The sequence below is a fragment of the Stakelama portus genome (genome assembly GCF_003171655.1).
Taxonomy (GTDB): domain Bacteria; phylum Pseudomonadota; class Alphaproteobacteria; order Sphingomonadales; family Sphingomonadaceae; genus Sphingomonas; species Sphingomonas portus.
On the sequence record NZ_QFZL01000002.1, the window covers coordinates 172,955 to 188,563 of the forward strand.

The following is a 15,609-nucleotide window of genomic DNA, read 5'->3' on the forward strand; positions in this document are numbered from 1 at the left end:
CCGGGGTCAGCCGACGGCCTCATAGCGTACCTCAAGCGGCATGTCCGGAAGTTCGGCGAGTCGCGGCGCGACTTCGCGCGCGACGAGCGTCAGATTGTCCACCGTGTCCTTGTGGTCCAGTTCGCCCGCCTGCGCCATCATCAGCAAATTGCCGAACCCGCCGGTTTCCGCATGGAAGCGGACAAGCTGTTCGTACACGTCATCGGGCGTTCCGACGAAGAACAGGCCGGCGTCCATATATTCCTCGATCGACCCGTCGACGGGCAGCGGCTGGCCGTTGCGCATCCGCGGCCGCATGGCGTTGGCGCCCGCCTGAAGCATCCGGATATTCGCCTCGACCGGATTGAACCCAAGCGGATTGCGAAATTGCGGATCGAGCCGCGCGGCGGTGGTGAAATAGCTTTTCATCGCCTCGGCGCGCTTGAACGCAGTCTCGCGATCATCGGCGCAGGCGACCAGCGCCAGATACGCAAGCTTGTCCTGGCTGGGCTGATGCCCATGCGCCTCGACATAGGCTTCGCGATAGCCCGCGAACACCGAACTCGCGACCGCGCCCGACAGGAACGTCGCGCACACATCGCCGCGACGGCCATATTGGCGCGCGCTGCTCGCCGACGACGCCGTCATCCACAGCGGCGGATGCGGCTGCTGAATCGGGCGCGGCCACATGCTGGCGGTGCGATAATGGAAATGTTCGCCTTCCCAGGTGAAATTGTCGCCCTGATTGGTCAGCGCTTCGATGATCAGGTCATGCGCTTCCCAGAACCGGTCCATGAATCCGGTCGGCTGGCGGTTCGACATGAACAGCTCATAGGCGGCGCCCTTGACGAACCCGACTTCGAGCCGCCCGCCCGAGATGCAATCGACCATCGCGATTTCTTCGGCGACGCGCAGCGGATTGGACCGGTTGGCAAGCGGAATGCCGAGCGCGAGCAGCCGGGCCTTGCTGGTCTGGCGCGCCAGGATCGCCAGCGTCGTCATGCACGATGTCGACATACAGGTGGCGGCCGCATGGTGCTCGTTCACCATGATGTTCAGCCCCAGTTCGTCGGCGAGCATATATTCGTCGAGATAGCGATTGAGCAGCCGCCCCGCTTGCTCCGGCTCGCAATGATGCTGGGGCAGCGTGACGCGCATCGCGCCAGGCACCTGGAATGCGGGATAATAGGCCTGTTCGGTGAACTGCCAGATTTTCATGTGCGTCTCCGGGACGAGGTGTCAGGCCGCGGCGAAAGCGGCGATGCGCGCGGCGAGGTTCTGGGGCTGATCGGCGTGGATGCGATGGCCGGCATCGGCGACGGTTTCGAATGTCGCCTGGGGAAGCGCCTTCGCCCAGTCGTCGCGATAGCGCTGGCTGACGATGGCGTCGTCCGCGCCCCACAGCACCAGCGAAGGAACCGCGATGCGATGGAGCCGGTCGGCGAGCTTGGGATTGCTCATATAGGGCGTCCAGCCATAGAGGCTCGCCGCTTCGTCGTTGCGCATCAGGCGGCGCAGCTGCGGTTCGGGCATTGCGGCCAGAGTCGCCATATCGCTGCCGGGAAGCGGATCGCCCACCTGCATGCGGCGGCCGAGTTCCTGACGCGAGAGCATGAAGATATCGGCGACATGCTGTTCGCGCCGGTCCGCTGTCGGCAGCCCGAGCGGCGATGCCATCACCAGATGCGATGCGCGCGCCGGTTCCTTGGTCAGCGTTTCCGCCGCCACCCATGCGCCGAACGAGGTTCCGACAACGACCGGGCTGCGCAACGACAGCCTGTCGAGCAGATCGAGATAGAAATAGCCGAGATCATCGACGCGATTGAGGCGCTGCGGACGCCCCGAACCACCGAAACCGGGATGCGACGGCGCATAGACCGTGAATTCGCGGGCCAGTGCCTCAAGCGCGGCGCCCGAACCTTCCAGTCCGTCGGTGCCGTGCAGAAACAACAGCGGATCGCCTTCCCCCGCCTGAAACATTTCGATTTCGGTGCCGAGCACGTCGAGCTTCGACAGCGTTCCGAAACGCAGTTCTTCCAGAATTTCGGTCAGCATCGCTCTCCACTCGAATTTGGTTCGTTGCGCGCAACCTGTTTCCCGCCGACTGATACGTCCAATTCTTTGTTCTTGAGATTTTGATACCGGAAAACTATGGGTGGGCGATGGAACTGCGCCACCTCCGTTATTTCCGCGCGATCGGCCGCGAAGAACATTTCGGGCGCGCCGCAATCGCGCTGCGCGTGGCGCAACCGGCCCTTACCCGACAGATACGCGACCTCGAATCCGAACTGGGGGTCGAGCTGTTCGAACGGCTCCCGCGCGGCGTGCGGCTGTCCGATGCGGGGCGGATATTCCTTGCCGAAGTCGAAGAGATATTGTCCCGCGTCGATCGCGCGGTCGATCGCGCGCGACGGCTGGGCACCGGGCATCTGGGCACGATCCGGGTGGGGCTGAGCGAGATCATCGCCGCGCATGATTTCATTTCGCACGGCCTGCGCCAGTTCCGCGAAAGCGAACCCGCCGTCGTGCTGGAATTGCGGTCAATGGGTTCGATGGGACAGATTCAGGCGCTCAAGGAAGGCACGCTCGACGTCGGGCTGGTATATGACGCGCATCTCGACGATCGCGACGACGGCGTGCTCGAGTGCGCACCGCTGGGTTTCGGCGAAACGATGCTTGCGGTGCATGAAAGCCACCCGCTCGCCGCCCGCACATCGGTGACGATGGCGGAGCTGGCCGACGAACCGGTGCTCGGCCCGACGCGCCAGACCGCGCCCGGCTATTACGACCGGCTGATGGCGGCGCTGATCCAGAGCGGTCGCGCGCCGCGCATCGTTCAGGAATGCACCACCAATTCGATCCTGCTCAGCCTGGTATCGGTGGGCATGGGCATCGGCTTCGTCACGGCATCCGGCTCCAATCCGCCGGCGCATAATATCCGGCTGGTGCCGATTTCCGACCTGGGGCTGAAGTTCGAAGTGGAGCTTGTCTGGCGCAAGCGCGACGGGTCCGCAGCGCTTCAGCGATTCATCGAAATGATGCGGGACGAGGCACAGGACGCGCAAAAGCAGGCGGTCCCCCTGCCGGGGTGACCCGCATGAGCGAATGCGGGTGATATCAGCGGGGCAAAAGGAGCATGCGATGACTGACCCACGACCGCTGAAAGGCCTGTATCATTTCGCCTATCCGTGCCGCGACGCGGAGGAGACCCGGCATTTCTATGAGGATATTCTGGGCCTGCCGCTGGTGAACTGCATGCTTTCCGAACGCGTGCCGAGCACCGGCGAGGAAACGCCCTATGTCCATTTCTTCTTCGAACTGGGCGACGGTTCCTATGTCGCCTTTTTCGATCTGGGCGGCGAGGAAATGCCCGCCCCCTCCCCCAACACGCCCGATTGGGTGCAGCATTTCGCGATCGAGACCGATTCGGTCGAAAGCGTCGATGCGATGCGTCAGCGGCTTGAGGAACATGGGGTGAAGACCACTCCGCTGGTCAATCACGGTTTTGTCCGATCGATCTATTTCTTCGATCCCAACGGCCTGCGCCTCGAAATCGCCGCGCGGACCGAGGAGCCCGGCTTCCTCGCCAAGGCGGCCGGCGAAGCGCATGACACGCTGAAAATCTGGAACGCTCGCAAACAGGCCAGCCTGGCCGCGAACTGACCGACACGGCATTCCGGTTTGCGCGCCGATCGGGCTCCACGCCCGGTCGGCGCTTTGGCGTGCCCGTTAAACTTGATGTCAGTAATGGACAGATCGGATTGGCGGCGGCAGAAGACAGGAAAGTAATCCATGACGGAGTAACAAGAGGATATGCCCGCAGACACGGAACAATCGCGCAGGCGTGTCCAGTCGATCGAAGTGGGGTTTCGTGTATTACGCGTGCTTCGCATGGCCGAAGGCGCGCTGCCGCTGCGTGAAATCGCCTCTCGGGCGGGCATGCCGTCGAGCAAGGTTCATCTCTATCTCGTCAGCTTCGTGCGCGAGAATATGGCGTATCAGGACCCCGAAACCGGCCATTATGGCCTCGGCTCCTTCGCGATCCAGCTGGGCCTGGCGGCGATCCGCCAGCTCGACGTCGTCGATATCGCGCAGGAAGTGATGACGGAGCTTCGCGACAAGACCGACTGCGCCATCTATCTGTCGCTATGGGGCGATCGCGGCCCGTGCATCGTCGCAAAGGCGGACGGATTGTTGCAGGGCGCGTTCCAGATCCGCCTCGGTTATATCCTGCCGCTGACGACGACGGCCACCGGGCTCGTCTTTCTGGCCCATCTGCCCGACTATGAAACCCGGCGCGCGCTCGATGCCCAGGAAGCCTATGACCGGGACCGCAACCATGCCAGCGCCCCTTCGGAAGAGGAGCTCGCCCAGCGGATCGCGGAAGTGCGCAGCAATGGCTTCGGCTCGACGGTCGGCATGCTGCACCGCAATTTCGCCGGCGTTGCCGCGCCGATTTTCGATTACAGCCATCAGGTCGCGGCGACGCTGACGCTGCTCGGGCCCACCGATTTCGTGACCAAGACCCGGCTCAAGGAATTTCAGAAGCTGGTGCTCAACGCGACGGCATCGATTTCCGAGCGGATGGGCGCCCATGGCAGCGGCGACGCGAAGGACGGCTGACCCGCGCAGCGCCGGGGAGTCGGTTCGCTGACAGCCGGCGCTAATCGCTTCCGCGCACGAAGTCCGGCGCACGTCGCCCCTCGGCTGCCGCGCCGAGACGCAGCCGGCGCGCCACTTCGCGCTGCGCATCGGTCAGCCAGCCGCGCTCATGCCCCCACAGGCTGGGGCCGTAATCGCATTCGAACGGCTCCCAGCGCGCGGGATCGATCGAGCGGCCGCCCCAGCCATATTCGATCATGAAGTCCGACGGGGTGCGGGCATAGAAAGACGTCATGAAATCGTTGCTGTGCCGCCCCAGCGTCACGCCGACGCGCCCTTCCTCGAGCTGTGCCAGATCATAGCCCTGCCCGACATCGTCGAGCGAATTGAGCTCTACCATCAGATGGTGGAACCCCTCGCGCCCGGTTTCGATCGCGGCGAAGCTGTGATGGCGGGCGTTGAGATGGAAGAAATAGGCCTTGAACGGGCGTAGCGCATAATCGCTCAGCCGGAATCCGAGCAAATCGACATAGAAGGGCAGCAGCGCATCGAGCGATCGCGTGGTGAGGACGGCATGCCCCAGCCCCAGCGCGCCGGTGCGAAAGCCGCTGATGGCGCGTCCGGGCGCGAAGGGCGCGGATGCCGTTTCGGCATCGTGGAAAAACTCCAGCCGATTGCCCGCCGGATCCCAGGCAGTGACGAAATCGCGAACGCGGCGACGTTCGGCCGCGGCGGCGGTCCCTCGCTCGACGCGGTGTCCGGCGTCCGAAATACGCGCCGCCAGCGCAATGAGCGCGTCGGCATCGGCGACTTCCCAGCCCATCGCCGCCACGCCCTCTGCGGCATCATGCCCGATCAGCAGCCGTGCGGCGCGATCGTCGATACGCAAGTCGAAGCCGCTGGCGGAACGTTCGGCGACCTGCATCCCCAGCAGTCCGGAGGCGAAATCGGCCCAGTCGTCGCCCCGCGTCGTGGCGACCCTGATATAGCCGAGCGATTGCAACATGAGCGGCCCCTTCCGAACGGATCGAGGGCCATCATAATCAGCCTGGCTGATTAAACCAGCATGGCCGCCCTCCGGCGGACGCAGCGATCAAAGGCGCTGGACGCCGGGACGTCGATATTCGCGTGTGAACTCTTCGGCGATTTCACTGTCTTCGGCCGCGTTATCCTCGCCGCTGAGCGATGCCAGCAACCGCATCAGATAGCCGCGCATCTGATCCTGTTCCTCAGCGTCGAGCGGACTGAGCAACTCGCGTTCGAGCGCGCGCGAATCCTTGCCCAACTGCTTCACGATCGCCTTGCCGCTTTCGGACAGGCTGAGATCGAGCCGACGCTTGTTCGCCTTGCTGACCTGGCGACCGATCAGGCCTTTCGTTTCCAGTATCGCGATCTGCTTGATCATCGTCTGCGGCTTGACGTCGTACAGACGCGCCAGCGACGCCGACGACATATTGGGCCGGCTGGAAAGCGTGGTCAGGATCCGGAACTGAACGGCGGTGACGCCGAGCGGCTGTAATATCGATTCCAGGCGCACATAGGCCTTATACTGTACCTGCTTGACCAGATACAGAATCGACGGCGCTTCACCGACGGATTTGGAACGCATGTCTTTCCCCATCGGCACTTAGTGTCCGATCGGGACGATAGTGTCCAGTGGTGGGCGGGCGCCGCGCGGGCGCCCGCCATGATCAGCCGCGCTTCAGCCGCTCGCTAGCGATCGCCGCCCCTTCCGACATCGCCTTGAGCTTCGCCCAGACGATTTCCGGATGGCCGACGCGCGACCCGATGCCGCAATCGGTGCCGCCCTGCAGATTTTCCATGCCGACCAGCTTGCCGAAATTGACCAGCCGCTCGGCGACCAGTTCGGGATGTTCGACCAGATCGGTATAATGGCCGACCACGCCGGGGCAGATGATCTTGCCTTCGGGAAGCTTCACATCCTCCCACACATGATATTCGTGCGCGTGGCGCGGATTGCTCGCTTCGAAGGTGTAGCATTGCGCATTCACCTTGAGCAGCAAGTCGACGATGTGGCGCAGTTCGATATCATGGACATGCGGGCGGTGGCCGCTGCCCCAGCACATGTGGAAACGCACCTGTTCCTGCGGCAGCCCCTCAAGCGCGTGGTTGATCACCTCGACTGCGAAATTCAGATAATCGCGATACTGATCGACCGACCATTCGGGATAGAACATCCAGCTGGTGGCGAATTCCGGCTCGTCGATCTGGACGATCAGGCCCGCATCGGTGACGGCCTTATATTCCTCGCGCATCGCCGCGGCGACGGCCATCATATAATCGCGCTCGTCCTTGTAATGCGCGTTGCGCGCGCCGGCCCCGGCGCTGAGCGGCCCCAGCGCGGCGATGAAGCCGTCGACGCCGTCCTTGCCCTCCAGCCCCTTTTTCAGCGCGGCGATATCCTTGCCGATCGCGTCCTGCCCGACATAGGTCAGCGGACCGGTGCATACCTTTTCCATCGGCGGGCGCTGCGGCGCCTTGCCGGGCGTCATGAAACCGGGGCGAACGGGACCACCTGCACCTGCGAACCACAGGCCCGATTCGTAAAAGCCGGGAAAATCGCGCTTGTCGCGTTCGCCCGGGCCAGCGCGCTTGGGCGCGGCAGCCGGATCGCGCGGCAGCGTTTCCCACCCCGTCACGCGCGCGGCGATATAGCTGGTGTAGCTGCCCATATTGGCGGCCTTCACATATTCGCCGTCATTGATGACATCGACGCCGCACGCGATCTGCTTGTCGACAACTTCCTCGACGGCAAGCGGCAGCCGTTCGGCAATCGCAGCCTGATTCTTGTCGGCATCGGCCAGCAATGCGTCGAGGTCGGCCGGGCGCGGCAGATTGCCGCCATGGGTGGTCAGAATATGATCGGTGGAACGCCGCATCCTATGTCTCTCCTTCACTGTGCCTGGCGGCTCTCAATGCCGTCGCACGAATTTCTGAATCTGATGATCGCCATGCGCTTCGGGCACCCAGCCCGGACGGATCGCGAAACTATAGGGAACCTCGGCGACATAGACGTCGCCATGGCTGTCCACCGCGATACCGTGCGGCGCGATGAAATTGCCCGGCAGATGCCGCCCTTCCGAAACGCCGCCCCAGCGATCGAGCACGGTGCCGTCGGCGGCGAGCACGCTCACGCGGCCGGGATGGTCGGTCTGCATCTCGCCATGGACAAAGCTCTTCTTTCCCTTGGGCCGCCACAGTTCGGCGACATAGACCAGCCCCTGGGCGTCGATCGCGAGGTCGCAGGGCCGCTGTACGTCGGTCCACTGATCGATAAACGCGCCGTCGGCCGAGAAAATCTGAATCCGGTCATTTTCCCGGTCGCAGACAAGCACCCTGCCCGCCGCGTCACAGGCGATGCCGTGCGGCAGATGAAATTCGCCCGGGCCCGTGCCGATCTCGCCCCAGGACTGAATCAGGTCGCCGTCTGCGGAGAAGCGATGGACCCGGCAATTGCCATAGCCGTCGGCGACGAACAGCTCTCCGTTCGGCGCCACCGCCAGGTTGGTGCAGCGATTGAACGGCCCGCCCGGATAGGCAATGCACTCGCACGCATGCACGTCGAACGGCGGCTTGGGATCATAGCCGGTGTCCGATGCCTGTCCCGGCACCCCCAGCGTCATGATCGGATCGCCGGCCAGCGTGAAGACGCGAATGCTGTGATCGCCATTGTCGACGCAATAGACCCGATCGTCGGGCCCGATGGTCAGCCCGTGCGCCATGGTGAAGATATCGTCGCCCCAGGCGCCCAGGAAGCCGCCGTCGCGATCATAGATCAGAATGCGATGCGGAAAGCGGACGAAGAGATAGACACGATCCTGCGAATCGACCGCCACGCCGGTCACGTCGCGATGCGACACGCCCGCCGGCAAATGTTCCCAATCGGCCGACACGTCGAACCTGGGCACCGTAATCAAATTCTCGACCGGCATTTCGATCCCCGGAAAACTGCGCTCTGTGTCTATGCTGGACACCGGGCCGTTGCTAAGCCTAGCTGATATAAGAGCGTGATTGCTCGTTTGTATATAGCAAACGACATATGATAAAGTCGAGTAGCTGTCGAAATCGGGCGCGCCCGAATCGAAACGGGCGGCGCTGGAGAGGGGACATTATGGCGGGTACGGGCACGCGGTCGACGGATGTGGACAGCTTCCTCGACGGATTGAAGTTCAGCCGGTTCCATCTGGGCATTCTGATCCTGTGCACCGCCCTCACCGCGATCGACGGCTATGAACTCTATGTCGTCGGATGGGTGCTGCCCGATCTCGCTCGCGATTTCGGGGTTGAGCGCACGGCGATCACGTCGGCGATGGTGGCGCAGCAAATCGGCATGCTCGCGGGCGCATTCGTTATCCCCCCGCTCGCCGACCGGGTCGGGCGGCCACGGCTCTTGCTGTTCTGCTATACCGGCATGATGCTCAGCGCGCTGGCGATCCTGTTCACCAAGTCGCTGCTGCCCTTCACGCTTTGTCGCTTCGCCGCCGGTTTCTGCGGCACGGCAATGATCCCGATTCTGGTGACGCTGACGTCGGAAACCGCGCCGCGGCGGCTGCGATCGACGATGAGCACGATCACCGTCAGCGGCACGATGATCGGCGCGCTGCTGGGCGCGTTGATGCAGGGATTCATTCTCGAACCGTTCGGCTGGCGCGGCGCGTTCTGGATCGCGGTGCTGATGCCGGCGATCCTGCTGCCCTTCATTTTCTTCCTGCTGCCCGAATCGCTGCGCGCGCTGGTCGCACGCAATCCGCACGATCCCGCCATTCCGGCACTGGTGCGCCGCATGCAGCCCGAAGGCGCCGAGATGGTGACGCTCGAAGCGCCGCCGGAAACCGAGCGCACGGCAATGAAGACGATCCTTTCCGACGTGTTCGGACAGGGCAAGATCGGCAAGACGTTCCTGATGTGGGCGATCGCGATCTCCAGCTTCGTGTTCATCACCGCCGGCGTGTGGAAAACGACTATCTTCAAGGACGTCGTCGGCCTTTCCTGGGAAAATGTCGCGCTGATCAACGGGGTCAACACGATCGCCGGCTTCATTGGCATGTTGTTCATCGGCTTCTTCATCGACCGGCTGGGGTTCAAGCGCGTGATGACCGGAACCTTCCTGCTTGCCGCGCTGGGATCGGTGATGATCGGCGTGCTGGCACCGGGCGCCGGCATGTTCGTCGCGGTGGCGATGATGGCGATGTTCCAGCATGGCGGCCAGGCGAGCATACCCGCGCTCGCCGCCTCGCTTTATCCCGCGCGCAGCCGCGCGACCGGCGTGGGCTGGGCCTATGGCGCCGCCCGTGTCGCGTCGATCGGCGCGCCGCTGTTCGGCAATTTCGTGCTGAACAACGGCATGGGGCCCGTCGGCATCTTTGCGATGCTCGGCATTCCGCTGGCGTCTGCCGGTATCTTCACCTTCTGGCTGATGAGCCTCAAGGGAGCTCCCCAGGTAGTGCGTCGTCCCGGCCATGGCTGATGTTGTGGCGGACGAGGACACACCGCGCGTCGATGCCCATGCGCATATCTTCACCCGCGCGATGGGCTTTGCCGAGGATGCGCATTCGCGACCGGACTATGACTATCCGGTCGCGCGCTATCTCGCCGATCTCGACGCGCACGGGATCAGCCACGGCGTAATCGCCGCGGCCAGCCTGTTCGGCGACAATAACGATTATACGCTCGCCGCGCTGGACGCGCATGCGCGGCTGCGCGGGACAGTGATATTGCGCCCGGAAACCGATGCAGCAACGCTGCACGCAATGGCCGATCGCGGCGTGGTCGGCGTACGGCTGCAATGGCGCCGCATGGCCCAGTTTCCCGACCTGTCGAGCGATCCCTATCGCGCGTTCCTGCGACGGCTGGCCGATTGCGGCATGCATGTCGAACTGCTCGCCGGCGGCGCCAGCCTGCCCGACCTGCTGCCACGCTTTGCCGACAGCGGGGTCCGGCTGGTGATCGATCATTTCGGCGTCCCTTCGCGCGACGAAGCCGAACGACGGGCAGGCACCGATGCGGTGCTGCGCGCGCTGCAACAGGGCAATGCCTGGGTAAAGATATCCGCCGGTTTCCGCATGCCGCTTCCCATCGCAGAGGAATGCGCCGCGCGCTTTCTGGCCGAAGCGGGACCCGAACGCATAATATGGGGCAGCGACGCGCCGTTCGTGAACTGGGAAACGAAGATCGATTTCGCCGATACGATCGCCCTTTATCGCCGGCTGGTGCCCGACGCCGAAACGCGGCGCCGGATCGACGCGACCGCCATGCAGCTGTTTTTCACCTAGGGAGAATCCGGACATGAACCGCAGGGAGCGCGCCATCGCCACCGCCGAACTCGAAATGGGGCTGGCGGACTTCTGGCACGATGTCGACACCAATTGGGGGCGCCACGCCGCCGAATATTACGCGCCCGAGGGCGTGTATCGCTCGGGCCGGCTCAACCTGGTCGGTCGCGAGGAGATCCAGAAATTCTATAGCTGGCGCGAGGATCGCGGCGCGCGCGTCGCGGTGCATGCCTTCAGCAACTTTCGCGCCGAATTCGATGGCGAAGGCGGCGCAACCGCCAATTGGTACATGCTGCTCTGGGCCGCCGATGGCGAGGCGCCGCTGGAAAGCCGCGTGCTGACGCGTCTCAGCCGCGCGACCGAAAGCTTTCGCTGGGACGAAGGCGAAGGCCGCTGGCTGTGCACGCTGCGCGAGCTGACCAACCTGTTCAAGGGCGGCGAACAGCTCAACTTCAGCTGACGGCAACCCGCCGCGACCGGCACGGCATCGCTGTCCACGCCGCATAAAAAAAGGGCGCCTCCTTCGCGGGGGCGCCCTTTTCGAGTTTGGAGGTAGCCTTAGCGGAAGCGCATGCGCGCCCCGAACATGAAATTACGACCCACCTTGTCATAATATTGCCCGTTCACCGGTCCGTTGAGGATGGTATAGGGCGTCGGCGGCGGATCCTTGTCGAACAGATTGTTGACCGCCCAGAAGAACTCGAACTCATTGTCCTCGCCGGCAAAGATCTTTCCGAACAGGTTGAAATAGGTCACCGGCGGCACACGATTGGTGTTGATCGTGTTGGTCGGCAGCGTGTTGTACGTCACGTCCTGCACGCCCTTGCTGATGAAGATCGTCTGCAGCGTCAGCTCCCAGCCGTCGCTACCGATGGTCTGCGACAGATTGCCGCGGAAGGTGGGAATGGCGCCCAGATTGGCCCAGCCATTTTCACCCGCACGATCGACCGGCGCCGCACCCGTACCCGAGTCGACATAAGCGTGGAAAATGTACGTGCCGCTGGCCGACATGCTGTAGCGACCGCCCTGGCCCAGGAAACCCGCGCTCGTGCGATAGCTCAGCGTCGCATCGATCCCTTCCTGTTCGAACGCACCCACGTTGAGCGAGCCGGCGACCAGACCGGTTTGGATGCGGTCGTTCGGATCGGGCGTGCTCGTGTCGGGTCCATAGGTGAACAGGCTGCAGAAATAGCTGTCGCCCGAGCTGCAGAGATTGGCGATGTTCACAGTCGACAGGTTGGTAATCGCGTTGCCGATGGTGATGTGGTAATAATCGGCAGAGAGGCCGAAACCGCTCAGCGCGCCGCGGCCGCGATAGGCGAAACCGGCGGTCCAGGTATCGGCATATTCGGCTTCCGCATTCGGATTGCCCGCGCTCGTATTCTGCGGGATGACGGCGTTCTTCGTCACGCCATCGACCACCAGCGTCACATTGTTGGTGACGTTGCTGCCCGGGCTCGCCAGCTCGTTGATGGCGGGCGCGCGAATGTCGTGCGAGCGTGCGACGCGGATGTTGAAACCGTCGAACGGCTCCCACACCCCGCCGAGTTTCCAGGCCGTCTGTCCCCCGACCGAGCTGTAATCGGCATACCGGACAGCGCCGTTGAGATCGAGACGCTGAAGACCCGGCGTGTTCGACGCGAGCGGCACGGTGGCTTCGATATAGCCTTCCTTGACGTCGAAGCTGCCCGAATAGGGCACGGCATTGCCGGCGGTGAGGAAGCCGTTGGCAGTCGCCACCGGATCGGCAGTCAGTTTCTGGGTTTCGCGGCGATATTCGCCGCCGACCGCAACCACCACCGGACCGGCCCAGGTCGAAAAGACGTCGCCGACCAGATTGAAGCCGCCGGTCAGCTGATCATATTTGACCTCTGCCAGCCCCTCGCCCCAGATATAGTCGAGCGCCTGGGCGTCGGCATTCCCCGGGCCGAAGAAGTTGAGCGGCTTGCATCCGGCAGCGGCAGGATTGCCCTGCAGGACGGCGCGACAAACGATTTCGTTGGTCGCCGGATCGCGTACCGCATCCACCGCGAAATTCAGATTGTTGCGGATCGGGTTATAATAAGTGCGCGACGCATAATTGTTGACGCCATAGGAAACATGCGCGTCCCATTTCCAGCTGTCCGCGAACGATCCCTTGAGCCCCACCACGCCGTGCGGCGTGGCATTGGTGATTTCATAGAGATTGTTCCGGATATCCGTGCCGATCCGGCTTATGTTGAAGCTGGTCGTCGTCGGAGGCAGGAGTGCAAGCACCCCGGCCGGGATATAGGGATTGTCGCGCTGAATGGTGATGGTCGACAGGCGGATCGGAACGCCCTCCAGCGTACCCTTCGACCAGGAATAGCCGCCTTCGATATAGCCGGTCAGCGAATTGGAGAATTCATAATAGGCGCTGCCATAGGTCGTCAGGCGCTCGACCGCCGGCACCAGTGCCGTTCTGGTGATGATCGACGTGCCCTCGCCGCCGATCATCGTCGAACCGCCGAAGATCGCTCCCTTGTCGAACGGGCGCAGGCTGCCGTCCGAATTGAAGGTCATGTTGTACAGACCGGGGATATTGCTGGTGATGACACCGCCCTGGCCCAGATTGTTGTGCACGTTCGGCGCCAGGATATAGGCCGGGCCGCCATTGGTGGCGCGCTGGCCGTTGCTGACGATCATCCATTCCTCGCGACCCCAGTCGCGCGAATAGATGTCGGGTACGCCGTTATTGTCGGAATAATCGGCGCTGAACACGACCTTCAACCGGTCATTGTCGAAATTCCGGCCGGCGATGAAACCCGCACGCAGCGTGCGATAATCACCCTGTTCGGAAATACCCGACTGCAGCGTCACGCCGATGCCGTCATATTCCTGCTTCATCAGGATGTTGACGACGCCCGACACCGCGTCGGAACCATAGATTGCCGAGGCGCCGCCGGTGACCACGTCGACCCGGTCGATCATCATCGTCGGGAACAGGTTGAGGTCGGTGGTGGTCGGCACGCCCAGATTGCTGGCGGGCGCGAACGGCACCACGCGCGACTGGTTGACGAGCACCAGCGTACGCTGGCCGCCCAGCGCGCGCAGATCGGCAGTGGCCTGTGCCGGGCTGGACGTGTTGGTCGCATTGGCGCCCGGCGAACGCGTCGCCTTGAACGTCGGGTTCTGGTTGAGCACTTCCATCACCGTCGGCGCGGCCTGGCGGGCGATCACTTCGTCGCCGACCACCTGAGTCGGCGTGGGCGCATCAAGGCCGCTGGACGCCGTACGCGACGCACTGACGACGATTTCCGGCGAGAATGCTTCGGCCTCGGCCGGATGTTCGGTGGTTTCCTGCGAAGAATCCTGCGCCAGGGCGGCGCTTCCGGCAAAGGCCGTTGCAGTCAATGCCGTGGTTGCGAGCATGCCGCGAATCCAAACCGGCGGACGGCGATGTGTATTGCGTGCCATTTGGTCCCCTCTCCCCTGAAAAATGCGAGTCCGACTGATTGTCGTTGACCCGGTTTCCTTGCCGCTTCGATCAGACGCCGAGACTGGCCTTTTTGACGCTCGCGCTTCTGCCGATCGGACAATGTTCGCAATTGCAGAATAACAAACGCCGCTTGTTTATGGCATATGCAGCTCTCGATACAAGGCAAAAATATCGCATTGTTGAATCGCGTTGGTTATATTCGAAACCGTTGCACGACGGCATCGGTGCGGTCCGCCGGCCATGCTGCGCAGATGTTCCGGGTCATATCGGACATCGCTCGCGCTCATTGCGCCAGCGCTTCGGCCAGGACGGTGGGATCGATCAACCTGGCGAGTTCTTCGCGCGAACGCACCGGCCGTCCGTCCTGTTCGGCAAGCCAGGCCTCCTCGCGGACGAGCGCATCGAGCAAATCGTCGGGTAGCGACATCGGGAATGCCAGATGCGACCAGGCACCGGCGACCTGATCGGGAGCGAAGCCCGCGCGATCGACGACCAGCGCCTGCGCGTCGCCGGGATCGCAGACGATCGCATCCTTCGCATCGAATAGCGCGCGGACGAAAGCGACGATCCGCCGCCGCTTTACCGGATCGGCAAGATTTTCCTCGGTCGTGTTGAGATTGAACAGCTCGCGGTAAATACCGGTCCCTTCGAACGCGATCATATCGTCCCCCAGGACCGCAGCCGCATCGGCGCTATGCGGTTCCCATATCGCCACTGCATCGACTTCGCCGCGGTCGAGCGCGCCTGCAATATCCGCCAGCGGCGCAATCCGCACCGGCTCGACATCGGAAAAGCGCAGACCCGCCTGCTCCAGCATCCGCGCGAGAAAATAGCCGGCCGATGTGTTCGCCAGCGTCGCGATACGCTTGCCCTTAAGATCGGCAATGCTGTCGATCCCCGCCGAACGCCGCGCGATGATGCGATAATGCCCCTCGGTGACAGTCAGGATGATCCGGATTCCGGGATGTTCGACCGAATAGCGCAGCGCCTGGGTTTCGGCATGCGTCGCCACATCGGCGAAGCCCGGCTCCCCGCCATGCGACGCGGTTTCGCCGAACAGGTTGGGAATACCCCCGTCGGTGACCTGCGTGCCGCCGGGATAGAAATCGCGCGCGGCAAGCAGCACGGGTGCGATCTCCATCGTCGCGGTGCTGCCATAGACCGCCAGCGGCGCGGGCGGCGGTCCCGGCGGCACCGCTTCGCCCGGCGCGCAGGCGGCAAGCGCGAAGATGGCAGTCAGTCCGCTCGCCCGCCGGATCCGCGCCAGCATGCCGCGCA

The 15,609-nt window shown here is 63.5% G+C and carries 14 protein-coding genes; 6 read left to right on the forward strand and 8 right to left on the reverse strand.

What is annotated here, in order from left to right; translation table 11 throughout:
* Positions 1 to 6: 6 nt before the first annotated feature.
* Positions 7 to 1,197, reverse strand: a complete 1,191-nt coding sequence (locus DKB74_RS06235) for an LLM class flavin-dependent oxidoreductase (RefSeq protein ID WP_109807285.1) — start codon at positions 1,195 to 1,197, stop codon at positions 7 to 9.
* Between the two features lie 21 nt (positions 1,198 to 1,218).
* Positions 1,219 to 2,034 (reverse strand): alpha/beta fold hydrolase, encoded by an 816-nt coding sequence (locus DKB74_RS06240; protein ID WP_109807286.1) that lies wholly within the window; start codon positions 2,032 to 2,034, stop codon positions 1,219 to 1,221.
* Positions 2,035 to 2,141: 107 nt separating this feature from the next.
* Between DKB74_RS06240 and DKB74_RS06245 the strand changes: the two genes are divergently transcribed.
* The 3 genes from DKB74_RS06245 to DKB74_RS06255 all read left to right on the forward strand — a co-directional run bounded on the left by DKB74_RS06245 (position 2,142) and on the right by DKB74_RS06255 (position 4,602).
* Entirely contained in the window at positions 2,142 to 3,071 is a 930-nt protein-coding gene (locus DKB74_RS06245; RefSeq protein WP_109807287.1) for a LysR family transcriptional regulator, read from the forward strand.
* Positions 3,072 to 3,120: 49 nt separating this feature from the next.
* On the forward strand, positions 3,121 to 3,642 hold the full coding sequence (locus DKB74_RS06250) for a VOC family protein (RefSeq protein WP_109807288.1): 522 nt from the start codon (positions 3,121 to 3,123) through the stop codon (positions 3,640 to 3,642).
* 150 nt (positions 3,643 to 3,792) lie between these two features.
* The gene (locus DKB74_RS06255; RefSeq protein ID WP_109807289.1) at positions 3,793 to 4,602 is read left to right on the forward strand and encodes an IclR family transcriptional regulator; all 810 of its coding nucleotides are present in this window, start codon (positions 3,793 to 3,795) and stop codon (positions 4,600 to 4,602) included.
* A gap of 40 nt (positions 4,603 to 4,642) precedes the next feature.
* Here DKB74_RS06255 and DKB74_RS06260 read toward each other — a convergent pair whose 3' ends face one another.
* From DKB74_RS06260 to DKB74_RS06275, 4 genes are all read right to left on the reverse strand, one after another.
* The gene (locus tag DKB74_RS06260) at positions 4,643 to 5,587 is read right to left on the reverse strand and encodes a VOC family protein (protein WP_109807290.1); all 945 of its coding nucleotides are present in this window, start codon (positions 5,585 to 5,587) and stop codon (positions 4,643 to 4,645) included.
* An 87-nt stretch (positions 5,588 to 5,674) separates the two neighbouring features.
* On the reverse strand, positions 5,675 to 6,190 hold the full coding sequence (locus DKB74_RS06265) for a MarR family winged helix-turn-helix transcriptional regulator (protein ID WP_161956817.1): 516 nt from the start codon (positions 6,188 to 6,190) through the stop codon (positions 5,675 to 5,677).
* Positions 6,191 to 6,272: 82 nt separating this feature from the next.
* The gene (locus DKB74_RS06270) at positions 6,273 to 7,481 is read right to left on the reverse strand and encodes an epoxyalkane--coenzyme M transferase (protein ID WP_109807292.1); all 1,209 of its coding nucleotides are present in this window, start codon (positions 7,479 to 7,481) and stop codon (positions 6,273 to 6,275) included.
* Between the two features lie 33 nt (positions 7,482 to 7,514).
* Complete coding sequence (locus DKB74_RS06275) at positions 7,515 to 8,576, reverse strand: peptidyl-alpha-hydroxyglycine alpha-amidating lyase family protein (protein WP_205007845.1); 1,062 nt, start codon at positions 8,574 to 8,576, stop codon at positions 7,515 to 7,517.
* Positions 8,577 to 8,713: 137 nt separating this feature from the next.
* Here DKB74_RS06275 and DKB74_RS06280 point away from each other — a divergent pair, with 137 nt between their 5' ends.
* Genes DKB74_RS06280 through DKB74_RS06290 form a run of 3 tightly spaced genes read left to right on the forward strand, consistent with a single transcriptional unit; the run spans position 8,714 to position 11,334 of the window.
* Positions 8,714 to 10,069: an MFS transporter gene (locus tag DKB74_RS06280; protein ID WP_161956818.1), complete on the forward strand. Its 1,356-nt coding sequence runs from the start codon at positions 8,714 to 8,716 to the stop codon at positions 10,067 to 10,069.
* Complete coding sequence (locus tag DKB74_RS06285; protein ID WP_109807295.1) at positions 10,062 to 10,874, forward strand: amidohydrolase family protein; 813 nt, start codon at positions 10,062 to 10,064, stop codon at positions 10,872 to 10,874. Before DKB74_RS06280 ends, DKB74_RS06285 begins: the two co-directional genes overlap by 8 nt.
* Positions 10,875 to 10,887: 13 nt before the next feature.
* Complete coding sequence (locus DKB74_RS06290; RefSeq protein WP_109807296.1) at positions 10,888 to 11,334, forward strand: hypothetical protein; 447 nt, start codon at positions 10,888 to 10,890, stop codon at positions 11,332 to 11,334.
* Positions 11,335 to 11,432: 98 nt separating this feature from the next.
* Here DKB74_RS06290 and DKB74_RS06295 read toward each other — a convergent pair whose 3' ends face one another.
* Both DKB74_RS06295 and DKB74_RS06300 read right to left on the reverse strand, forming a co-directional pair.
* Positions 11,433 to 14,264, reverse strand: coding sequence for a TonB-dependent receptor domain-containing protein (locus tag DKB74_RS06295; protein WP_161956819.1), 2,832 nt, complete (start codon positions 14,262 to 14,264; stop codon positions 11,433 to 11,435).
* Between the two features lie 350 nt (positions 14,265 to 14,614).
* Positions 14,615 to 15,601, reverse strand: coding sequence for an ABC transporter substrate-binding protein (locus tag DKB74_RS06300; protein ID WP_109807667.1), 987 nt, complete (start codon positions 15,599 to 15,601; stop codon positions 14,615 to 14,617).
* Positions 15,602 to 15,609: the final 8 nt, after the last annotated feature.